At 69.5% G+C, this 20980-nt stretch carries 17 protein-coding genes, 1 tRNA gene and 1 pseudogene; 13 read left to right on the forward strand and 6 right to left on the reverse strand.

The window, feature by feature from the left end:
- Positions 1-61 precede the first annotated feature (61 nt).
- The 4 genes from ACFYQA_RS30910 to ACFYQA_RS30925 form a co-directional block, all read right to left on the reverse strand.
- Positions 62-817 (reverse strand): LysR family transcriptional regulator, encoded by a 756-nt coding sequence (locus ACFYQA_RS30910; RefSeq protein ID WP_388924842.1) that lies wholly within the window; start codon positions 815-817, stop codon positions 62-64.
- Positions 818-1097: 280 nt separating this feature from the next.
- On the reverse strand, positions 1098-2486 hold the full coding sequence (locus ACFYQA_RS30915; RefSeq protein ID WP_388924845.1) for an IS1380 family transposase: 1389 nt from the start codon (positions 2484-2486) through the stop codon (positions 1098-1100).
- A 551-nt stretch (positions 2487-3037) separates the two neighbouring features.
- Positions 3038-5602 (reverse strand): SUKH-4 family immunity protein, encoded by a 2565-nt coding sequence (locus tag ACFYQA_RS30920; RefSeq protein ID WP_388924848.1) that lies wholly within the window; start codon positions 5600-5602, stop codon positions 3038-3040.
- A gap of 9 nt (positions 5603-5611) precedes the next feature.
- Positions 5612-6598: an SMI1/KNR4 family protein gene (locus ACFYQA_RS30925; protein WP_388924851.1), complete on the reverse strand. Its 987-nt coding sequence runs from the start codon at positions 6596-6598 to the stop codon at positions 5612-5614.
- 354 nt (positions 6599-6952) lie between these two features.
- Here ACFYQA_RS30925 and ACFYQA_RS30930 point away from each other — a divergent pair, with 354 nt between their 5' ends.
- Both ACFYQA_RS30930 and ACFYQA_RS30935 read left to right on the forward strand, forming a co-directional pair.
- A complete protein-coding gene (locus ACFYQA_RS30930) occupies positions 6953-7471 on the forward strand; it encodes a YwqJ-related putative deaminase (protein ID WP_388924854.1) in 519 nt (172 codons plus the stop codon).
- Positions 7472-7612: 141 nt separating this feature from the next.
- Complete coding sequence (locus tag ACFYQA_RS30935) at positions 7613-8146, forward strand: SUKH-3 domain-containing protein (protein ID WP_388924857.1); 534 nt, start codon at positions 7613-7615, stop codon at positions 8144-8146.
- Positions 8147-8287: 141 nt separating this feature from the next.
- On the opposite strand, the gene ACFYQA_RS30940 is transcribed toward ACFYQA_RS30935, so the two are convergent.
- Positions 8288-9607 carry a sensor histidine kinase gene (locus tag ACFYQA_RS30940; protein ID WP_388924860.1) on the reverse strand — a complete coding sequence of 440 codons (1320 nt, stop codon included), beginning with the start codon at positions 9605-9607 and terminating at the stop codon, positions 8288-8290.
- 167 nt (positions 9608-9774) lie between these two features.
- Here ACFYQA_RS30940 and ACFYQA_RS30945 point away from each other — a divergent pair.
- The 7 genes and pseudogenes from ACFYQA_RS30945 to ACFYQA_RS30975 all read left to right on the forward strand — a co-directional run bounded on the left by ACFYQA_RS30945 (position 9775) and on the right by ACFYQA_RS30975 (position 15606).
- Positions 9775-10637, forward strand: a pseudogene (locus ACFYQA_RS30945) (hypothetical protein).
- Between the two features lie 8 nt (positions 10638-10645).
- A tRNA-Gln gene (locus ACFYQA_RS30950) sits at positions 10646-10718 on the forward strand.
- Positions 10719-10827: 109 nt separating this feature from the next.
- A complete protein-coding gene (gene glmU / locus ACFYQA_RS30955; protein ID WP_388924863.1) occupies positions 10828-12276 on the forward strand; it encodes a bifunctional UDP-N-acetylglucosamine diphosphorylase/glucosamine-1-phosphate N-acetyltransferase GlmU in 1449 nt (482 codons plus the stop codon).
- Between the two features lie 144 nt (positions 12277-12420).
- Positions 12421-13401 carry a ribose-phosphate diphosphokinase gene (locus ACFYQA_RS30960; protein WP_386400356.1) on the forward strand — a complete coding sequence of 327 codons (981 nt, stop codon included), beginning with the start codon at positions 12421-12423 and terminating at the stop codon, positions 13399-13401.
- Positions 13402-13667: 266 nt separating this feature from the next.
- Positions 13668-14255 (forward strand): 50S ribosomal protein L25/general stress protein Ctc, encoded by a 588-nt coding sequence (locus tag ACFYQA_RS30965; RefSeq protein ID WP_388924865.1) that lies wholly within the window; start codon positions 13668-13670, stop codon positions 14253-14255.
- Positions 14256-14372: 117 nt separating this feature from the next.
- Positions 14373-14969 carry an aminoacyl-tRNA hydrolase gene (gene pth, locus ACFYQA_RS30970; RefSeq protein WP_388924868.1) on the forward strand — a complete coding sequence of 199 codons (597 nt, stop codon included), beginning with the start codon at positions 14373-14375 and terminating at the stop codon, positions 14967-14969.
- Between the two features lie 148 nt (positions 14970-15117).
- Positions 15118-15606, forward strand: coding sequence for a hypothetical protein (locus ACFYQA_RS30975; protein ID WP_388924871.1), 489 nt, complete (start codon positions 15118-15120; stop codon positions 15604-15606).
- A 95-nt stretch (positions 15607-15701) separates the two neighbouring features.
- Here the strand turns inward: ACFYQA_RS30975 and ppc are convergent, their stop codons facing one another.
- Complete coding sequence (gene ppc / locus ACFYQA_RS30980) at positions 15702-18443, reverse strand: phosphoenolpyruvate carboxylase (RefSeq protein WP_388924874.1); 2742 nt, start codon at positions 18441-18443, stop codon at positions 15702-15704.
- Between the two features lie 293 nt (positions 18444-18736).
- Between ppc and ACFYQA_RS30985 the strand changes: the two genes are divergently transcribed.
- From ACFYQA_RS30985 to ACFYQA_RS31000, 4 genes are read left to right on the forward strand one after another with little or no spacing between them, the layout of a single operon-like run.
- Positions 18737-19768: an acyl-CoA desaturase gene (locus tag ACFYQA_RS30985; protein ID WP_388924877.1), complete on the forward strand. Its 1032-nt coding sequence runs from the start codon at positions 18737-18739 to the stop codon at positions 19766-19768.
- The gene (locus ACFYQA_RS30990) at positions 19765-20442 is read left to right on the forward strand and encodes a TetR/AcrR family transcriptional regulator (RefSeq protein ID WP_386400347.1); all 678 of its coding nucleotides are present in this window, start codon (positions 19765-19767) and stop codon (positions 20440-20442) included. Before ACFYQA_RS30985 ends, ACFYQA_RS30990 begins: the two co-directional genes overlap by 4 nt.
- Before the next feature lie 41 nt (positions 20443-20483).
- Complete coding sequence (locus ACFYQA_RS30995; protein ID WP_388924880.1) at positions 20484-20735, forward strand: type II toxin-antitoxin system Phd/YefM family antitoxin; 252 nt, start codon at positions 20484-20486, stop codon at positions 20733-20735.
- The gene (locus ACFYQA_RS31000; protein ID WP_388924883.1) at positions 20732-20980 is read left to right on the forward strand and encodes a type II toxin-antitoxin system RelE/ParE family toxin; all 249 of its coding nucleotides are present in this window, start codon (positions 20732-20734) and stop codon (positions 20978-20980) included. The genes ACFYQA_RS30995 and ACFYQA_RS31000 overlap by 4 nt, the downstream gene beginning before the upstream one ends.

The following is a 20980-nucleotide window of genomic DNA, read 5'->3' on the forward strand; positions in this document are numbered from 1 at the left end:
CGACACGTCATCCGTCAGCCGCCTCGCGGCCCCACCCTCAGCTCGCTCCACCCGAAGATCATCACATGTAGATCGTTAACTCATGGCCATTGGGGGCAACCCCGAGTCCGGCAGCCACGAAAGCGAATGCCGTCTGTGGCGTGGAGACTTCGAGGACTTCGAAGGATTCATCGTCCGCCAGGGCTTCCTCCGCGGCGTCAGGCATACCCGAGAAGGCATGAATCCGGGACGGCAGAATCCAGCGCCCCCACCCTTTTCCGTCAGGATGTGACTCCTGCGCACGATACCGGGGCACGGCGAGCTTGATGCCGATGTCCATAATGGGATACCAATCGCAGATGTCTGCGACGAATCCAGCGAATTGCGCGGGGCCGAACGGGACGCAGCCCATATCCAATTCGCCGCTCCGGATCTTCTGCACGATGACATCGGGAGTGACATCGGCCAGGCTGACGCGCGCGCTCGGGGCCTGTTCGAGGAACTCCGCCAGTACATCGGCGATGATCTCGTTGATGACCATGGGTTCCACGCCGACGCGCAGGTCTCCGACCGCGCCCTCGCCCATCAGCTTCAGCGTCTCCACGACTCGATTCCGGTCGGCGATCAGACGCTCACCCCTGGAGACCAGGTGAAGTCCGGCCTGGGTGGGGTGAACGCCCTTCGCCGTCCGCTCGAGCAGCCGCACTCCGAGCTCCAGCTCCAACTTGGCGATGGCGTGGCTCACCGGCGGCTGCGTCATGTTCAGATTTTTGGCGGCCTGTGAAACCGACCCCGCCTCGACGACGGCTCTGAAGTACTCGAGTTGACGAAAATCCATGCACCCACATTTCAATTGACCTCGAGGAATGTCAACATATGGGCGGCCGACCGGAGAGGACTGTACGGGTGTCTTGTGAATCGCGGGTGGTACGCGGGCCGATCGGGCTCGTTGATTCAGCCCGGATCCACCGGCTTGATTGTGGTGTGATCGGTTCGGGGTCGTGCAGGGCGTGTCGGGGTTGAGTTGCGGATTCGGGCGTGGGGTGGCTGCTGGTCTGCCCAGCCTTTCCACTTTTCCGCAGGTCTCGGGCCCTTTCGGGCAGGTCGGTCGGGGAGTGTCAGAGGGCTGGTGGCGCGTGCACGGTGCTGAAGAGTTGGGTGAAGTCCGTGCTCCAGGGCCAGCGTTCGGGCAGGTGCAGGGTGAGGCGGCGGGCCGAGCGGGCCAGGCGGGCGGGCACGTTGATCAGGTGGTCACGGATGGCGGCGGTGGTCGCTCTGGCATGGAACGTGTCGGCCAGTGCGCCGGCGGCGCGGGTCAGGTTGTGCGCCAGGGCTGCCAGGGTGAGCCAGGCGGCATTGGCCTGGAAATGCCCGGAGGGTGCGTGGGCGAAGGCGCTGTTCTTGACATCCGCGATCACCTGCTCGACGACAGCGTGCCGTCGGTGATCACGCTCGGCATCGTTCAAGGAGAGCGGGGAGTCGGTGAACGCGGCGTGGTAGCGCCAGGTGTCGAACAGCGTGCCCTGTCCGGCGGGGACGGCTTCGGCGCTCAGGCGTTTGACGCGGCGCACGATCAGGCGGGCGGTGACCTGCTGCTTCTTCGGTTTGGACGTGAAGGCGGTGTAGCCGGTCTCGGCTATCTCGGCGTCGGAGATCCAGCACTGGCCCTCCTCGTCCCAGACTGCCTTGGGGTACTTGATCGGCGTCCAGGCGTCTTCGTCGATGCGGGCGATGGCGGCCTTGACGGAGGCGTTCATCCGCACGGTGATGGAGAACCGCGCGCCCAGCGCCCGGCAGGAGTTGACGACATCGGCGCCGTAGAACGCCGAGTCCGCGCGCATCACCAGCAGGCCGCTCGCGCCGCAGGCGCGAGCGGTGCGGATGGTCTCGGCGACGAACGCTGCCGCCCCGCGCGCGGAGTTCGATGGTCCCTTGCGCAGCCTCGTGGCGGCGATCACTGGGGCGGCCAGGGGTGTGGAGACGATGCCGAGCAGCGCGTTTAGGCCCTTGACCTTGCTGTATCCGTAGCCGGCGCCCTGTTTGGCGTAGCCGTAGGTGCGGCGGATGGTGTCATCGATGTCCACGTAGGCGACCTGGTCCGCGCCGGGCAGCAGCGGGGCGTGACGGGCCAGTTCGGGAAGGAACCGGCGGGCCACAGCGTGCAGTTGCTTCACATGCCCGTGCGTGAAGGAACGCAGAAACGACCCCAGCGTGGATGGGGCCCGCACACCGGAGAACAGGCGGCCCATCGCGCCGTGTCGTAGCCGGTGCATGTCATCGATACTGTCGGCGCCCGCGACCATGCCGCCCACCAGCGACATCACTTTCGCCGCGGGGAAGGCACCGGTGCCGTCCTTCGAGGCCGGCAGACGAATGCACTCCCCGACCAGTGCGGGCAGACCGCACCGCTCGGCCAGCCGCACCACCGGCTCCAGGCCGCCGTACGCGATCAGGTTCGGGTCGTCGAACGCGGATGAGACCGCCGCTGCGGCATGGGAAGATTGCATCTCGGAAGTGCCTTGCTGATCGTGCCTGATGTGGTCCTAGAGAAACCCCATCATCGCAGGTCACAAGGCACTTCTTCGTTCCCCGAGAAACTGTCCACAGACATCAAGCCGGTGGATCCAGGTTCAGAAAGGGAAGTCCTTGAAAACGCCGCCTCTGATGGTCATCACCTCAGCCCGATGTCGTCCTGGTGACCACCGAGGCAGCCGGCGAGGCCCGAACCGAACGCAGCCCTTTGAGGCTCCGCTCTCCCGTGACCACTCTCCCTCGACCTCGGACTCAAGTGCGAAGCCGTCCGGCGGCGGGTAGGTGCACGTGCCGGTTGACCTCGCCGGGGCCGACACCTCAAAAGCGGACACGGACGACGGTGGACCACGTCATCCACCGTCCCCCTGCCCGCTCGCGTTCGTCGCCATGTATCGGGGTGGGATCTGCAACGGCGACATGCTGACGCGCTGCGCGGCGATCACACGCGGCCGGGCCCGGCCGGGACACGCATGTCCGACCGGGCCCGGCTCGTCACCTCCGCGTTCGCGTCAGCGGCGGGTGCCGCTCACAGCAGTCCGTCCCACATCTGCTCCAGCAGCACCGACCACCAGCTCTCCGGCGAGCCGAGCGCCGCGGGATCCAGCGCCGCCAACTGCATCTGGAAGTCGACGGTCCAGCGGCCCGCCTGCTCCTGGTTCAACCCGAACCTCAGCCGCCACATCCGCCCCAGCAACGCCAGGCAGCGGGCGAACTCCGGCAGCCCCGTGTTCACGAACTGCGGCGGTACCGGCACACCCCCCGGCCCCGCCTCCACCGGCACCGCGACGATGTTCGCCGTGCCGTACTGCACACAGACCGCCTTGCCGAAGTCGCTGCCCATGACGAGGTACGAGCCCGCGTCCGAGGCGGGCTGCACACCCCGTTCCACGGCCAGCTCCGCCAGCGTCGGCACCGGACGCCCCGGCTGGGCCTGCGTCCAGAAGAAAGGACCCACGTCCAGCGGCAGTCCGGCGGCCACCAGCGTGTGCGCCACGACCGGCGGCACACCCTGCCGGGACACCGCCTGCTGCTCGAACCGGAACACCCCCGTCCCGAACGCCCCCGCCAGCTCCTGCCCGATGACCTCCGGCGGAACCGGCGGCACCGGTTGCACCGGCGTCAGCGGCGCGCGCACCGGCGCCGGACGGGCCGGCCCGTCCGCCACCTGATGCAACTCACCCTGATGAACGAGCAGTTGCTGCATGCCCTGCTGGCGGCTCGCCTGATCGGTGCCGTACGGCGCAATGTTCGTGATCCGTGCCTGCGGCCACTGCTCCCGGATCATCCGCGCACAGTACGCACCCGGAAGCTCGCACGACTCCAACTCCGTGTGCAGTTCCAGCACCTGATTCGGCGGCACGTTCATCGCCCGCAGCTCGTGGAAGATCTGCCACTCCGGGTGCGGCGTGCCCGGCGCCGAACGCCGGATCAGCTGCTGCTCGGAACCGTCCTGCGCGCGGTAGCGCAGCACGGCCTGATAGCCGGGGCCGACCGTCGGCTGCCCGACCGGCTGCGGCGGATAGCCGTACGTCGGCGGTCCGCCGGGCCCGGGTACACCCGGCGGCACCGCACCCGGCATCCCGCCGGGCATCCCGGGTGGTCCGGGAGGCGGAGGCACACCCGGACCACCGGGGGCCGACGGTGGCGGCATACCGGGCCCACCGATCGCGGGGCCCGCCAGCACGGTCTCCGCGTGATGCACGGTGCCCCGCCCGCCCGCCGGGGCACCGGGGGCACCGGGAGCAGCCGGAGTCCCCGGGGCGCCAGGAGCACCGGGAACGCCAGGAGGCTGGGGCGCACCGGCACCCGGCCGGCCGGGGTCGGCGAACATCGTCACCGCGTGATGGACACCACCGGGCGGCGTACCCGGCGCGGGCGGAGCACCGGGCGGGAACGCCGGGGCACCGGGCGGCTGCGGGCCGCCCGTCGAACCTCCCGGGCCCACTGGGCTGTTGAAACCGCCGAGGCCGTTGGACCCCGGGGACGACATCATCTGCGTCGGTACGTACCCGCCCGCCGGAGCGCCCTGCCCGCCGGGGCCCGACGGGGGCGACGACGGAGGCGGCGGCGTACCCCCCGGGCGCACGCCCGGCGTACCCGGGGCACCCGGGGGAGGAGGCATCGTCGGGCCCGAGGGGCGGCGCGGCGGAGCCGCCTTGCTGGTCGCCGCGTCGGCGATGTCCGCGGCGCTCGATGCCGCCGGAGTCTGCGGCCCGCCCGGCGCGCCATAAGGAGTCTGCGGCGCGTCCGCGTCCGGGAACGCCGGTGTCAGCGCCGTAGGCGGCAGCCGGCTGCCCCCCGACATCAGCGCCGTCGGAGCGTTCGAAGCCGACGCCGGTGGCGGCGGAGTGTCGTCGTCGGACTGGCTCAGCGGCGGAGCGGAAACGGTGACCGGAAGCGGCACCGAACCGCCCTCGCCGGCGTTCGTGTCCGTACCGGCCCACGGCGTCGCCCCGGCCGGTCCACCCGGAGTGCCCGCGCCGGCCCCTGCCGGGGAGTCACCCCCGGCAGCAGGCCAGGGAGTACCGCTCCCGGGCGCCACCGGCGCGCCCGGCGCACCCGGTACCGGGGTCCCGGAATCACCCGCACCGGAGCCGCCGGACGCACTGGACGCACTGGACGCACTCACCGTACCGGCCGTACCGGACGCACCCGCCGAACCGGACCCACCGGCCGTGCCGGCCGAACCGCCCGACGTCTCCCCGCGCCGGTCCGGAATCCCCAACCGGTCCGCCGCCTCCTGCAACCACTCCGGCGGACTCAGCAGGAACGACGTCTGGTTCAGATCCACCCGCGCCGGAGCCGCCGGCGCCGGTTCGGCCGCCGCGTCCGTACGGGCGTACTCCTCCTCGTAGCGGCGGATCACCTCGCCCACCGCCAGGGCGGGCCACAGCGTCGCCTCGCCACTGTCCCGGGCGATCACCAGCCGCTGCGCACCGCCGTCCGAACGCGGCCCGTCCCCGCGGTCCTCCGCCCACACCACGAACCCGAGTCCGAACTCCCGTACCCGCACCTCACGGTGCTGATACGACGGCACATCCCCGTTGATCCACTCCTCCGCACGCTCCTGCGCCTGCGCGAACGTCACCATCGCCGGACCTCACTCCCCCGCAGCAACCGGAACGACCTGCGCGAAGCCGCCGTCCACCATCAGATTCGCCACCGTCTCCAGCTCCGGCGGCGACCCCGCCAGACGGGCCAGGAACGCGTCGAAGTCGTCCCCGCACGGCAGCAGCAGCCGCTCCACCCGCTCCGCCGGCGGCCACGACGGATCCACGTCCCGCGCGTCGTCGTAAGCGCAGAACCACACCGAACCCGTCCGGTCGCCCCGCACCTTCACCGCCAGCAGACCGCCCTGGACGAAACCGACGCCCAGATAGTCCTTGGTGAGGTGATCACGCAGGCACTTGTTGACGTACACCAGGTCGTTGACCGCGGCCTCGTCCCGCACCGTGAAGAACGGCTGGTCGACCAGCAGGCCCAGTTCGGCGTCCAGCGCCGTACCCACCGGCGCGCAACCGCCCGCCGCCTTCAGGAACGACCGGTACGCGCCGGGCAGCCGGTAGCCGAGATCCTCCTCGACGTTCAGCACCTGGGCCTCGCTCACCGCCGGCCCCGACTTCGGCAGCCGGAAATGCGCCGGGCGCGTCTCCTGCAGCGGCCGCGTGCCCCGCTTCTCCTGGTCCACGCCCGACGTCACCACACCACCGTGGTGCCGCAGCAGCGCCTTCACCTCGACCGGCACCAGCTCCAGCCGCCGCGACGCCACCACGTGATGCCACGTCCAGCCGTGCGGCGTCGCCACCGCCGGCACCGTGCCCCACAGCTCATGACCGGTCGCCGCGAGCGCCGCGTTCGCCGACACGTAGTCCGTCAGCCGCAGCTCGTCGACACCGAATCCCTCAGGCGGCTCCGCGATCTCCACCGTCGCACGCGCGTACGGCGAGAAATCGGGGTAACCGCGCTCGTCCACCCGTACCCCTCTCGGGTGACGGGCCGCCCGCACCGGATCCGGGAAGTGCACTACCTGCCCGGAATAGGCCGCATTCGGCGGCACGGCTCTCTGCCCGAGCCGACCTGTCGTCATGGCGGTTGCCCCCTGCGGCACTCTGTACGACCCGCACCGACCACCATCGTGCCGTTACGGAACGTATTCGACTGTCACGTCTGTTTCGACTGCTTGCCGCCGCCCTTCCCACCGGCGCCCCGTACGTCGTTCGCACGGATCACCGCAGGAATCGCGACACCAACAGCCTATGCGGTACGACGGCACCGGTCACCGGTCACCGGCCGCCCACCCCTCCGGTTCCGTGACCAAACGTCACCCTCCCGTGACAGCACGCCCGAACCTGGGCGTGTCGCCCCGCCCCAGCTTCCCCATCAGCCACGCCATTTGGCACCCTGTGACCTTCCGGGGGATGCACAGGAGGGGAATGCGATCATGAACATGACTCAAACAGGGGCACCGGCAGGACACGCCGCCGACCCCCACACCGGCGACCCCCGCATCGGCTGGAGCAGCACCGACACCGCCCGCACCCCCCTCCTCCGCCACCGCCGCGACGGCATTCTGCCCACCATCGCCGCCGCCCTCTCCATCCGCGGCGCCACCCTCACCGGCACCGCCGCCCGCGGCGACACACCCCCCGACCTGCACCCCCTCGTCCAGGACCTCCTCGACACCCTCACCAGCGGCCAACGCGACCGCTTCACCGGCCGCTGCGCCGAAACGATCCTCATCTCCCGGCACCTCACCGCCGCCGACGCCACACGCAGCAAACGCGCCGCACGCAAACCCATGACCAACGGTGAAGCACGCAAAGCGCTCAAACACACCAAACTCACCGCCCGCCACATCCGCGAGGACGGCGACCCCCTCCACGGCACCTACGCCGCACCCTGCCGCGCCTGCACCACCCTCGCCACCCACTTCGGCGTCCGCATCATCGACCCCCGATGACCCCGGACGACCCGACCCGGTGAGCGATTCCGTACACCCGACCCGTACCAACCCCTGACACCCACCCACCCCTCGACCACCCTCCGGCCGGCCACCCCCTCACCCTCCACCGGCCGCACCACCACGACGAACGAACGGCAGATGCGCACCGACCGCACCCCCTCCCCCAACCACCCGGCCCCACCCGAGCCAGGGGGAACCTCACACCGCTTCCCCGACCCCGTCGCCGCCGTCCTGCGCACCGCCGGCTGGCAACCGGGACGCTGGGACATCAAGCAAGCCGAAGTCTGGGCCGACACCCTGCGCGACCACACCTCACCCGCAGGACACCGCCACACCGTCTTCCCCGCCGCCGTCGAAGCCTGGGCCGAATTCGGCGGACTCCACATCACCCCCACCGCCCCCGGCCGCCAACTCGCCCCCGCCACCCTCCACCTCGACCCCCTCCACGGCCTCCACATGGCCCGTACCCTCGGCGACCTCGGCCGCGCCCTCGACACCGACGTCTGCCCCCTCGGCGCCGACCCCGCCACCCACACCCTCGTCGCCATCGACACCGAAGGCCGCGTCTACGCCCTCGACCACACCGGCGACTGGTACCTCGGCCACCACATCGATCAGGGCCTCAGCGCCCTCATCACCGGCACCGAACCCGCCCGTCTCACCACAGGCTGACCGCACACCGGACACCAGGCCGCAGGCACCGGGCACCGGGCACCAGGCACCAGGCACCAGGCACCAGGCACCAGGCACCAGGCACCACCGGACACCACGCCCTCCGGCCGCCCTGCCCACCACCCCGCCCCGACGCGCCCCCTACGACGCCGGAATCACCGCCGACACCCGGAAACCCCCCGCATCCGTCGGCCCCGACACAAACACCCCACCCAGCGCCGACACCCGCTCCTTCATCCCCACCAAACCGTTCCCCCCCGACGGCAACCGCGCCGACGACCCGGCCTCCGGCGGCGACTCGTTCTCCACCTGCATCGCGATCTCCGACACCCGATGCGCCAGCCGCACATACGTCTTCGCCCCCGGCGCATGCTTGTGCACATTCGTCAAAGCCTCCTGCACCACCCGGTAAGCCGTCGACTCCACCTCCCCCGCATACGACCGGTCCTCCCCCTCCACCGACAGAGCCACCACCATCCCCGCAGCCGCCGACTGCCCCACCAGCTCATCGATCTCCGACAGGCTCGGCCCCTCGCCCCCGGCCCCCCGAGCCTCGTCCACCGCCCGCGACGCCGCCGCGGCAGCCGCCGCACCCACCGCCGCCAACGGCACCGACGCCCCAGCACCCCGCCCCGCGCCGTCCCCACCGGACCGCAGCACCCCGAGCATCTCCCGCAACTCCGTCAACGCCTGCCGGCCCATGTCCCCCACCAGCGCGGCGTTCTTCACCGCCTTCTCCGGATCCTTCCGCGCCACCGCCTGCAACGCCGCCGCGTGCACCACCATCAGACTCACCCGATGCGCGACCACGTCATGCATCTCCCGCGCGATCCGCGTCCGCTCCTCACCCCGCGCCCACTCGGCCCGCTCCTCGGCCCGCTCGGCCAGCAACTGGAGCTCCCGCTCCAGACTGTCCGCCCGCTCCCGCAGACTCTCCATCAACCGCCGCCGCGCCCCCACATACAGCCCCAGCAGCACCGGCGGCGCGGTGAGCCCCAACGACGTCGTGACCGACGCGAACGGAAGGAACCAGTCCCCCAGGTCCAACTCCCCCCGCACCATGTCCTGCCGCACCCGCACCAACGTCACGATGAACGTCCCCACCAGCGACATCCCCGCCAGCGACGCGATGATCCGGCGCGGCAGCTCCGACGCCGCCAGCGTGTACAGGCCCACCAGGCCCATCAGGAAACCCATCTGGGCCGGCGTGATGGCGATCACCACCAGCACCACGGCGATCGGCCAGTGCCGCCGCACCAGCAGCACCGAACCTGCCAGCAACCCGAACACCACACCCGCGGCCACCGGGATCCCCGCGTCCCGCGCGAACGGAATTCCCTCCAGCCCGCACTCCAGCGCGGACACCACCGCAAGGCCCACATCCAGCACGGCACTGCGCCGCCTGTCCCACCACCACGGCCCTCCACGAGCCGTCACATCATCTTCCCCCGTCGTGGTCATGCCTCCAGCCTACGGGCGCCCGGTGCCGGTTTTCCGGGGAGTTTCCCCGACCGACCCCCACCACGTTCCGTGACCGTTCGGCCGCGATACGCCCCGAAATCCCTCGAACTACTGAACCGCACACCGTTCGACCCCGGAAGCAGACATTCCGCCCGGACGGTATGCATGTGACACACGCACCAGGCAAATACGCCGACTTCGACGGACTGCGGGACCAGGCGGTGGCGCTGCGACGGGCGGGCTACAGCCTCCGGCAGATCCGCGACGAGCTGAAGATCCACAACAACGACATCCTCAACCGGCTGGTGAAGGGCGAACCGCCACCGCAGTGGACGAAGCGCCCGCGCGCCAAGGACGACCTGCGGGCCAGGGCGCGTGAACTGCGACTCCAGGGCTGGACCTACGACCAGATCGAGATGGAACTGGGCTGCTCCAAGGGCTCGATCTCGCTGTGGGTACGGGATCTGCCGAAGCCAGAACGGCGCGACCCAACCGAACAGGCCAAACTGGCTGCGCGCAAGCGCTGGGAACATGAGCTGACGGTGCGGGACGAGAAGCGACAACGGACGAAGACGGCTGCCGCCGAGGAGATCGGCACCATGACCGCACGCGAGCTGCTCGTCACTGGTATCGCCCTTTACTGGGCTGAATCGAAGGACAAGCCCTACGCCAGGCGTGAAAGCGTGCAGTTCGTCAACAGCGACCCCGGCGTGATTCGCATCTTCCTGGCTTGCTGGACCTGTTGGACGTGGATCGCGACCGCCTGCGGTACCGGGTCATGATCCACGTGACAGCCGACGTCGAGGGTGCTGAGAGGTACTGGGCCGGCCTGGTGGGGACCGACGTCTGCCAGTTCCAGAAGACGACGATCAAGAAGCACAATCCCAAGACAGTCCGCAAGAACGTGGGCGAGGACTATCGCGGTTGCTTGGTGATCAGAGTCCTGCAGAGCGCGGATCTGTACCGCCGGATCGAGGGCTGGTGGAACGGAATCGTCCTTGGCAGCTCGCCAGGCTCCGGTAAGGTCTGATGCAGCAATCCGCCGTAGTGTAATTGGCAGCACGGCACCCTTTGGAGGTGTTCGGTCTAGGTTCGAGTCCTAGCGGCGGAGCTGCCAGCGGGCCCCGACCTCCAGGTCGGGGCCCGCACTCATGTCCACCCACGACCACCCCGGTATCCTGCGGATGTCCCCTCCCCACTTACAGCCGAAGGGCATCCTTGTGAGCGCCAATCGCCCGGCAGCCGTCGTCGTTCTCGCAGCGGGTGAGGGCACCCGTATGAAGTCGGCCACCCCGAAGGTCCTGCACGACCTCTGTGGCCGTTCCCTGGTGGGTCATGTGCTGGCCGCCTCCGGTGAGCTGGAGCCGGAGAACCTGGTCGTCGTGGTGGGGCACGCCCGCGAGCAGGTGGCCGCGCACCTCGCCGGCATCGCCCCCGACGCCCGTACCGCGGTGCAGGCGGAGCAGAACGGCACCGGGCACGCGGTGCGGATGGGGCTGGAGGAGCTGGGCGGTTCCGTGGACGGGACCGTGGTCGTGGTCTGCGGTGACACCCCGCTGCTGACCGGTGAGACGCTGCGCCGGCTTTCGGCCACGCATTCCGCGGACGGGAACGCGGTGACGGTGCTGACGGCCGAGGTGCCGGACGCGACGGGGTACGGGCGGATCGTGCGCGACGCGGCCTCGGGTGCGGTGACCGCGATCGTGGAGCACAAGGACGCGACCGAGGAGCAGCGGGCGATCCGGGAGATCAATTCGGGTGTGTTCGCGTTCGACGGCCGGTTGCTGGCGGACGCGCTGAAGCGGGTGCGGACGGACAACAGCCAGGGCGAGGAGTACCTCACCGATGTCCTCGGCATCCTGCGCGAGGCGGGGCACCGGGTGGGTGCGTCGGTGGCAGTCGACCACCGGGAGATCGCGGGGATCAACAACCGGGTGCAGTTGTCTCAGGCGCGGCGGATCCTCAATGACCGGTTGCTGAACGCCGCCATGCTCTCCGGGGTCACCGTCATCGACCCCGCCACGACGTGGGTGGATGTCTCGGTGACGTTCGGGCAGGACGTGGTGGTGCATCCGGGGACGCAGTTGCACGGGTCGACGCATCTTGCCGAGGGGTGTGAGGTGGGTCCGAACTCCCGGCTGACGGACACCCTGGTGGGTGCCGGCGCACGGGTGGACAACACGGTGTCGGCGGGTGCCGAGATCGGGCCGGAGGCCACCGTCGGGCCGTACGCGTATCTGCGTCCGGGGACGCGGCTGGGGCGCAAGGGCAAGATCGGCACATACGTGGAGACGAAGAACGCGTCGATCGGTGAGGGGACGAAGGTTCCGCATCTGTCGTATGTGGGGGATGCGACGATCGGCGAGTTCTCGAACATCGGTGCGGCAAGTGTGTTCGTGAATTACGACGGACAGGACAAACATCACACGACGGTCGGGTCGCACTGCCGGACCGGCTGCGACAACATGTTTGTGGCGCCTGTCACGGTCGGGGACGGTGCTTACACCGCTGCCGGTTCTGTGATCACGAAGGATGTGCCGCCCGGTTCGTTGGCTGTGGCCCGTGGGCAGCAGCGGAATATCGAGGGCTGGGTGGCTCGTAAGCGTCCGGGGAGTGCTGCCGCGAAGGCTGCGGAGGAGGCTGTCCGGGGGTCGGCCGAGGAGGGTTGACCGGAAAGCGGTGCGCCAGAGTCGTCGTATCGTGATAAGTGCACATCCGCATCCCGTCAGGTGAGATGACCTCTCGCGCGCCTTCCGAGAGGTCTCTCGCCTTCGAGCCGCGAGTTTCTGCGACACCTCTGAGGAGATAGTGCTGTGACCGGGATCAAGACGACCGGCCAGAAGAAGATGATGTTCTTCTCCGGCCGGGCCCACCCCGAGCTTGCCGAGGAGGTCGCCCACCTGCTGGGTGTGGGGGTCGTTCCGACCAAGGCCTTCGACTTCGCCAACGGCGAGATCTACGTGCGGTACGAGGAGTCGGCCCGTGGTGCCGACTGTTTCCTCATCCAGAGCCACACTGCGCCGATCAACAAGTGGATCATGGAGCAGCTGATCATGATCGACGCGTTGAAGCGTGCGTCGGCGAGGTCGATCACTGTCATCGTGCCGTTCTACGGTTACGCGCGGCAGGACAAGAAGCACCGGGGGCGTGAACCGATTTCGGCGCGTCTGATCGCGGATCTGATGAAGACCGCGGGTGCGACCCGGGTGCTGACGGTGGATCTGCACACCGACCAGATCCAGGGTTTCTTCGACGGTCCGGTGGACCACCTGTTCGCACTGCCGCTGCTGGCGGACTACGTGGGTGCGAAGGTGGACCGGGAGAAGCTGACGGTGGTGTCGCCGGACGCGGGCCGGGTGCGGGTGGCGGACCGTTGGTGCGACCGGCTGGGTGCGCCGCTGGCGATCGTGCACAAGCGGCGGGACAAGGATGTGGCGAACCGGGTCACGGTCCACGAGGTGGTCGGTGAGGTGAAGGGCCGTGTGTGCGTCCTGGTCGACGACATGATCGACACGGGTGGCACGATCTGCGCCGCGGCGGACGCGTTGTTCGCGCACGGTGCGGAGGACGTGATCGTGACGGCGACGCACGGTGTGCTGTCGGGTCCGGCGGCGGACCGGCTGAAGAACTCGCGGGTGAGCGAGTTCGTGTTCACGGACACGCTGCCGACCCCGGGTGAGCTGAGCGCCGATCTGGACAAGCTCACGGTGTTGTCGATCGCGCCGACGATCGCGAGTGCGGTGCGTGAGGTGTTCGAGGACGGTTCGGTGACGAGCCTGTTCGACGAGCAGTAAGGGTTCTGCTCCGGGGTTCTCCTCCGGGGTTCTCCTGCGGGGTTCTCCTGCGTCCCGGCTGATCGTTTTGGGTACGGCCTCCCTGTCCGAGTAGACTGCTCCAGTTGCTCGGCGAGGGAGGCCGTACCGCTCCGTGAGGGGTGGAGTACGGCGGTCCGTAATCGACGCGCTCTTCGTAGCAGGCCGTTCGTGGCCGGGTGACCTTCCCCAAGCTCCATGGAGCGGGGGGTATCCCCAACGGTTTCTGACTTCGAGGAGTGGTGAGCATGTCCGAGGTGAAGATTCACGCGGAGACGCGCAGTGAGTTCGGCAAGGGTGCGGCGCGTCGTATCCGTCGCGACGGCAAGGTTCCGGGCGTGGTGTACGAGCACGGTATCGATCCGCTGCACCTGACCCTGCCGGGCCACGAGCTGCTGCTGGCGCTGCGTACGCCGAACGTGCTGATCGATCTGGTCATCGACGGTGAGGGCAGCCAGCTGGCGATCCCGAAGGCCGTGCAGCGTGACGCGATCAAGGGCTTCCTGGAGCACGTCGACCTGCTGATGGTGAAGCGGGGCGAGCGGGTCACCGTCGAGATCCACGTGACTGCCGAGGGTGAGCTGGCTCCGGGCGGCAACCTGCTGGAGCACGTCATTCCGACGCTGCCGATCGAGGCCGAGGCCACGAACATCCCGGACGGCGTGAGCGTCTCGGTGCAGGGCCTGTCGGCCGGCGCCACGATTCTCGCCAAGGACCTGGTGCTGCCGGCCGGTGCGAAGCTGGCGGTGGACGAGGACACCGTGGTGCTGCAGGTGCTGGCCGCGCAGGCCGAGGAGGCCGCGGAGGGTGACGAGGACGAGGCCGCCCAGGCCTGATCCTTCTCGTAGTCTTCCTACGCGTCGGCCGCTGTTCCCGTGCGGGGGCAGCGGCCGACGCGTGTATGGGGGCGAGCACGGGGCGTGGCCGTGGACGTGGATGAAGGAGACAGGGACGTGACGACCGATGCGGCGGCTGTCTGGCTGATCGTGGGGCTGGGCAATCCGGGGCCGGAGTACGCCGGGAACCGGCACAACGTGGGGTTCATGGTGGCGGACCTGCTGGCGGAGCGGATCTCGGGCCGGTTCAAGCGGGCCGGGAAGGCTCAGGCGCAGGTGGTGGAGGGGCGGATCGGGCCGCCGGGCCCGGCCGGCCGGCGGGTGATCCTGGCGAAGCCGACGTCGTTCATGAATCTGTCGGGCGGGCCGGTGAACGCGCTGCGGGAGTTCTACAAGGTGCCGGTGGCGCATGTGGTGGCGGTCCATGACGAACTGGACATCGACTACGGGACGCTGCGCCTGAAGCTGGGGGGCGGGGACAACGGCCACAACGGGCTGAAGTCGATGACGAAGGCGTTCGGTCCGGATTATCACCGGGTGCGGTTCGGGATCGGGCGGCCGCCGGGGCGGATGCAGGTGGCGGACTACGTGCTGCGGGACTTCTCGTCGGCGGAGCGCAAGGAGCTGGACTATTGCGTGGACCGGGCGGCGGACGCGGTGGAGTGTCTGGTGCTCGACGGTCTGGAGCGGGCACAGGGCACGTACAACTCCTGAGGGGTTCACGGCTCGTGGGTTCCCGGCTCCTGGGCGTGTAGCCGGTTCTGAGTGTGTAGCCGACTCCTGCGTGCGTACGTCTTTCGAGTGGGTGTGGATCCCTCCACGGAGTTGACCGACCGCAAGGGCATGGCCAAGGATCTCGGCCATGCCTTCAGCCGTCTCGTCCTCCCGGGGTTCGTCCGCCGCTCTGCGTTTCGGCCGGTTCGCGGCGATGGGCGCGGTCACCGTGCTGATCCTGATCGCGGGTGTGTGGGCGTCGTGGGGCACGGCGCAGTACGCGATGCTGACGAAGGGGCGGGAGCGGGGCGCGGTCGCGGTGACGTCCTGTGGTGAGCGGACCTGTAAGGGGGCGTACACGCCGGTGTCGCCCGGGTCGCAGCCGCGGGCGGAGGTCGTGCTGGAGAACAACGCGGCCGTGGCGAAGGGGCGGACGTACACCGTCGTCATGAAGCCGGGCGGGGCCGAGGGGGTCCGTTCCGGTCCCGCCGGGATTCTTTACGCGTGGGTGCCGCTGGGCGGGGCGTTGATGCTGGCGTCGGTGGTGGTGGCGGGCGGGCTGCTGCGGACGCGGATGGCGTGGGTGATGGGGTTGTCGGGGGTGGCGCTGGTGACGGCGGCGTTCCTGGTGGTGTGAGGCCGGGCCCCCGCGGTTCCGGTGCGGAACGGCGAAGGGTGCCTCCGGGCCGTAGTACGGCCCGGAGGCACCCTTCGCCGTGGGCGGCTTCGGGGTCAGCCGGTGTTGCGCAGGCCCGCCGCGACGCCGTTGACGGTGAGGAGGAGGGCTCGGGCGAGCAGCGGGTCGGGCTGGTCGCCGGCGGTGGCGGCGTCGCGCTGGCGCTTGAGCAGGGCGACCTGGAGGTAGGAGATGGGGTCGAGGTAGGCGTCGCGGATGGTGAGGGTCTGCTTGAGGGCCGGCGTGCCGTCCAGGAGTCCGGGCTCGCCGGTGACGCGGAGCACTTCGGCGACGGTGAGTTCGTGCTCGGCCCTGATCGCGTCGAAGACGTGCTTCAGGTGGTCGGGGACGAGGGTGTCGACGTAGTGCTGGGCGATTCTGAGGTCGGTCTTGGCGAGGGTCATCTCGACGTTGGAGATGAAGTTGCGGAAGAAGTGCCACTGTTCGTGCATCTCGTCGAGCACGGTGTCGAGGCCGCTCTTGCGCAGGGCCTTGAGGCCGGAGCCGACGCCGTACCAGCCGGGGACGATCTGGCGGGACTGGGTCCAGCCGAACACCCAGGGGATGGCGCGCAGTCCGTCGAGGCCGGCGCCGGAGTCGGGCCTGCGGGAGGGGCGGGAGCCGAGGTGCAGGTCGGCGAGCTGGTCGACGGGTGTGGAGGCGAAGAAGTAGGCGGGGAGGTCGGGGTCCTCGACGAGCCGGCGGTAGGCGGCGTGGGCGGCGTCGGAGACGACGTCCATGGCGGCGTCCCAGCGGGCCAGGGCCTCGTCGGACTGGCGGGGTGCGGTGTGCAGGGCGGACGCCTGGAGGGTGGCGGCGACGGAGAGTTCGAGGTTTTCCCTGGCCAGGGCGGGGATGAGGTACTTGTCGGAGATGACCTCGCCCTGTTCGGTGACCTTGATCTCGCCCTCGAGCGTGCCCCAGGGCTGGGCGAGGATGGCGTCGTGGGTGGGGCCGCCGCCGCGGCCGACGGTGCCGCCGCGGCCGTGGAAGAGGCGCAGGCGTACGCCGTAGCGGTGGGCGACGTCGCGCAGTCGGCGCTGGGCGCGGTGGATCTCCCACTGGCTGGTGGTGATGCCGCCGAACTTGGAGGAGTCGGAGTAGCCGAGCATGACTTCCTGGACGTCTCCCCGGAGCGCGACGAGGCGCCGGTAGGACGGGTCGGAGAGCATGTCCTCGAGGATGCTGTCGGCGGCCTTCAGTTCGTCCGTCGTCTCCAGCAGCGGGACGATGCCGATCTTCGCCCAGCCGGCGTGCAGGTCGATCAGCCCGGCCTCCCGCGCGAGGACGGTGGCGGCGAAGACGTCGTCGGCGCCCTGGCACATGGAGATGACGTAGGACTCGATGACTTCGGGGCCGAAGATCTCCAGGGCCCGCTTGGCGGTCCGGAAGACGCCGAGGGTCTTCTCGCCGGCCGCGTCGACGGGTGCGGGGGTGGGGGCGAGGGGCCTGCGCGAGCGGAGTTCCCTGGCGAGGAGCTTGGTGCGGTAGTCGCGGGGCATGTCGGTGTAGCGCCAGGATTCCTCGCCGAGCCGGTCGAACAGCTGGCCGAGGGCGTGGTGGTGGGCGTCGGCGTGTTCGCGTACGTCCATGGTGGCGAGCTGGAGGCCGAAGGCGGCGAGGGTGCGGATGGTGCGGGCGAGGCGGCCGTCGGCGAAGAGGGCGCCGCGGTGCTCGCGCAGGGAGGTCTGGATGATCCGCAGATCGGCGAGGAGTTCGCCGGTGCCGAGGTAGTCGCGGCCCCTCTGGTGGGGGGTGTCCTGGGCGAGGCGCTGCTTGGTGTTCTCGAGCTTCTGCCGGATGCAGGTGGCCTTGAGCCGGTAGGGCTCCTCGGCGTTGAGGCGCTTGTAGCGGGGGCTGATCTCGGGGAGGGCGGCCAGGTCGGCCTTCAGGGAGCTCAGGAGCTCCTCGGTGGCGCCGGCGTAGCGGATGGAGTTGGAGAGGAAGCCGCGGAGTTCGTCGATCATCTCCAGGGCGTCGTTGATGCCGTGTTCGTGCTGGAGGATGAGGACGTCCCAGGTCACCTGGGGGGTGACGTTGGGGTTGCCGTCGCGGTCGCCGCCGATCCAGGTGCCGAAGGTGAGGGGGCGGGTGTCGTCGGGGAGGGTGATGCCGACGCGTTCGAGTTCGGCGGTGAGGTCCTCGAGGACGTCGCCGACGGCGCCCGCGTGCAGTTCGTCGAGGTAGTAGATGGCGTTGCGGGCCTCGTCGGCGGGTTCGGGTCGTACGACGCGCAGTTCGTCGGTCTGCCAGACGAGGTCGATGTTCTCGGCGAGGCGGGTGTCGAGGCGGCGCCGGTCGCTCTCGATGACGGGGGTGTCGAGGAGGGCGGCGATGCGGCGCAGCTTGTTGAGGACGGAGCGGCGGGCGGCCTCGGTGGGGTGCGCGGTGAAGACCGGGCGGACGTTGAGGTGTCGCACGGTTTCGCGCAGGTGCTCGGGGTCGGCGTCCTTGAGGCGGTCGGCGGTGCGGGCGAGCAGTCCGCCTTCGGCGGCGCGGTGGGCGCGCAGCTCACGGCCGCGGTGCACCTGTTCGGCGACGTTCGCCAGGTGGAAGTAGGTGGAGAAGGCGCGGACCAGTTTGGCGGCGGTGTCGAGTTCGGTGCCGCGCAGCAGTTCGGCTGCGGCCTCGCCGTCCTCGCGGGTGAGTCGGCGGACCTTTTCGACGAGGTCGAGGAGTTCGGGGCCGTCCTGGCGGACGAGGGTCTCTCCGAGGAGATCACCCAGTCGGCGGATGTCGGCCCGCAGTTCGCTGCTCGTGGTCGCCGTGGACACGGCCTGGTCGTCGGCACTGCTCACAGGTGCGGCTCCTTGCAGTGTGGAAGCTGGTCTGGAGGGCCCGGACGGCGTCTGTGGGCGGCTGGCACCGCATACGGGCCGGGTATCCGGGAAGTAGGTACTCAGAGCGGACCGCGCTGTCCGACCGGTTCCCAGGATAGGTGTCGGCCGGGATGCGCGAGTTCGTGGGCTCGTGCCGCCGGGCCGCGCACTGCCATACTTACGATGCCGTAGGTTACGGTCCCGTAGGAAATGCTGCTCGGTTCCGGCGGTCCGGTACCGCCCTCACCCCTCATACCCCACAAGGGACACGCATGACCTCACATCCTGATGTCATCGACGAAGCCTCGAAGAAGCCGCCGCCCTCCGGCACCGGCGCCGATACCGCAGCCGCCCCCTCCGCCACGCTGGGCGGGGAGCGCAAGCGTTCGATCGAGCAGATCGCGCTGCTGGCCTTCATCATCGTTCCGTTCCTGGCCGTGCTGGCGGCGGTGCCGTTGACCTGGGGCTGGGGGGTGAGCTGGCTGGATCTCGGCCTGCTGGTGTTCTTCTACTTCCTGGGCTGCCATGGCATCACCATCGGTTTCCACCGCCATTTCACGCACGGTTCGTTCAAGGCGAAGCGTCCGCTGAAGATCGCCCTGGCGGTGGCGGGTTCGATGGCGGTGGAGGGTCCGCTGGTGCGCTGGGTGGCGGACCACCGCAAGCATCACAAGTTCTCGGACGCCGAGGGCGACCCGCATTCGCCGTGGCGGTACGGGGAGTCGTTGCCGGCGTTGTTGAAGGGCCTGTGGTGGGCTCATCTCGGCTGGATGTTCGACGAGGAGCAGACTCCGCAGGACAGGTACGCGCCGGATCTGATCAAGGACCGGACACTGCGTGCGATCTCCCGCCAGTTCGTGCTGTGGGCGGGGGTGTCGCTGGCGCTGCCGGCACTGATCGGCGGTCTGGTGACGATGTCCTGGTGGGGCGCGTTCACGGGCTTCTTCTGGGGGTCACTCGTCCGGGTGGCGTTGTTGCACCATGTGACGTGGTCGATCAACTCGATCTGCCACGCGGTGGGCAAACAGCCGTTCAAGTCGCGGGACCGTTCGGGCAACGTGTGGTGGCTGGCGGTGCTGTCCTGCGGCGAGTCCTGGCACAACCTGCATCACGCCGATCCGACGTCCGCGCGGCACGGTGTGGAGCGGGGGCAGATCGATTCGAGCGCCCGGCTGATCCGCTGGTTCGAGATGCTGGGCTGGGCGTACGACGTGCGCTGGCCGTCACGCTCGCGTATCGATTCGCGCCGTGAGACCGGGGAAGGCCGCTCCCGGCGCGGGCGAAAGACGGCCGAGGCGGCATGATGGTCGCCGTGGCGACCGACTCCAGCAGCACCTCGAGCAATGACAAGCCGCGGCGCGCCCGCCGCACCCGGATGACCGGCGCGGAGCGCCGTCAGCAGCTGTTGGAGATCGGCCGCACCTTGTTCGCCGAGAAGGGCTTCGAGGGCACGTCGGTGGAGGAGATCGCGGCGAAGGCCGGGGTCTCCAAGCCGGTGGTGTACGAGCACTTCGGCGGCAAGGAGGGCCTGTACGCGGTGGTGGTGGACCGCGAGATGCGACGTCTGCTGGACATGGTGACGAGTTCGCTGACCGCGGGCCATCCGCGGGAGCTGTGCGAGCAGGCGGCGTTCGCGCTGCTGGACTACATCGAGGAGTACACGGACGGGTTCCGCATCCTGGTCCGGGACTCCCCGATCCCCCAGTCGACGGGTTCCTTCGCCTCCCTCATCTCGGACATCGCCACCCAGGTGGAGGACATCCTGGGCCGCGAGTTCAAGAGCCGCGGGTTCGATTCCAAGCTGGCTCCGCTGTACGCGCAGGCGCTGGTCGGGATGGTGGCGCTGACCGGCCAGTGGTGGCTGGACGTCCGCAAGCCGAGGAAGTCGGAGGTGGCCGCGCACCTGGTCAACCTGGCCTGGCACGGCCTGGACGGCCTGGAGCAGAAGCCGCGGCTGATCGGTCACCGGAAGAACTGAACCATGATGTCGGAAGATTAACCTTGTGACACCATGTGGTCATGACCGAGATCACGATCAGTACAGCCCGCGCCCAGCTCGGCGACCTGGTCCGCCGCGCTGCCCACAGCCGCGAGACCATCGCTCTCACGGACCACGGACACGTAGCGGCTCTGCTCGTATCACCACACGTCATAGAGGATCTCGAAGACGCCCTGGCACTTTCCGAATACGAGCGGCGCAGGGCCGAAGGCACGCTCGGCGAGGGCGTCCCGCACGAAGAGGTCGGACGAATGCTGGGACTACGGCCGTGACCTACCGCATCATCTGGGAGCCGAACGCCACCAATGCGGCTGTGCGGTTCCTCCAGGACGACCCGGCCGGACTGGCCGCCGTCTATGAAGCCGTCGACACCCTGGCCAAGGAGCCCCGCCCCGCCAACTCCGCCGCCTACGGGCCGTCAGCCCGCCGCCTGCGGGTCGGTGACTACCGCGTGTTGTACATCATCGACGACGACGTGATCCACATCCTCGTCACCCACCTGGGCCGCACACCCTGA

The sequence above is a fragment of the Streptomyces sp. NPDC005774 genome (assembly GCF_042871645.1).
Taxonomy (GTDB): domain Bacteria; phylum Actinomycetota; class Actinomycetes; order Streptomycetales; family Streptomycetaceae; genus Streptomyces; species Streptomyces pratens.

Excerpts from the sequence above, each read along its gene's own strand:
- ACFYQA_RS30965 (WP_388924865.1), top strand. The coding sequence starts at position 13,668 with ATGTCCGAGGTGAAGATTCACGCGGAGACGCGCAGTGAGTTCGGCAAG.
- ACFYQA_RS30995 (WP_388924880.1), top strand. The coding sequence starts at position 20,484 with ATGACCGAGATCACGATCAGTACAGCCCGCGCCCAGCTCGGCGACCTG.
- ACFYQA_RS30940 (WP_388924860.1), bottom strand. The coding sequence starts at position 9,607 with ATGACCACGACGGGGGAAGATGATGTGACGGCTCGTGGAGGGCCGTGG.
- ACFYQA_RS30990 (WP_386400347.1), top strand. The coding sequence starts at position 19,765 with ATGATGGTCGCCGTGGCGACCGACTCCAGCAGCACCTCGAGCAATGAC.
- ACFYQA_RS30920 (WP_388924848.1), bottom strand. The coding sequence starts at position 5,602 with ATGGTGACGTTCGCGCAGGCGCAGGAGCGTGCGGAGGAGTGGATCAAC.
- ACFYQA_RS30985 (WP_388924877.1), top strand. The coding sequence starts at position 18,737 with ATGACCTCACATCCTGATGTCATCGACGAAGCCTCGAAGAAGCCGCCG.
- ACFYQA_RS30930 (WP_388924854.1), top strand. The coding sequence starts at position 6,953 with ATGAACATGACTCAAACAGGGGCACCGGCAGGACACGCCGCCGACCCC.
- ACFYQA_RS30975 (WP_388924871.1), top strand. The coding sequence starts at position 15,118 with ATGCCTTCAGCCGTCTCGTCCTCCCGGGGTTCGTCCGCCGCTCTGCGT.
- ACFYQA_RS30915 (WP_388924845.1), bottom strand. The coding sequence starts at position 2,486 with ATGCAATCTTCCCATGCCGCAGCGGCGGTCTCATCCGCGTTCGACGAC.
- ACFYQA_RS30910 (WP_388924842.1), bottom strand. The coding sequence starts at position 817 with ATGGATTTTCGTCAACTCGAGTACTTCAGAGCCGTCGTCGAGGCGGGG.
- ACFYQA_RS30925 (WP_388924851.1), bottom strand. The coding sequence starts at position 6,598 with ATGACGACAGGTCGGCTCGGGCAGAGAGCCGTGCCGCCGAATGCGGCC.
- ACFYQA_RS30935 (WP_388924857.1), top strand. The coding sequence starts at position 7,613 with ATGCGCACCGACCGCACCCCCTCCCCCAACCACCCGGCCCCACCCGAG.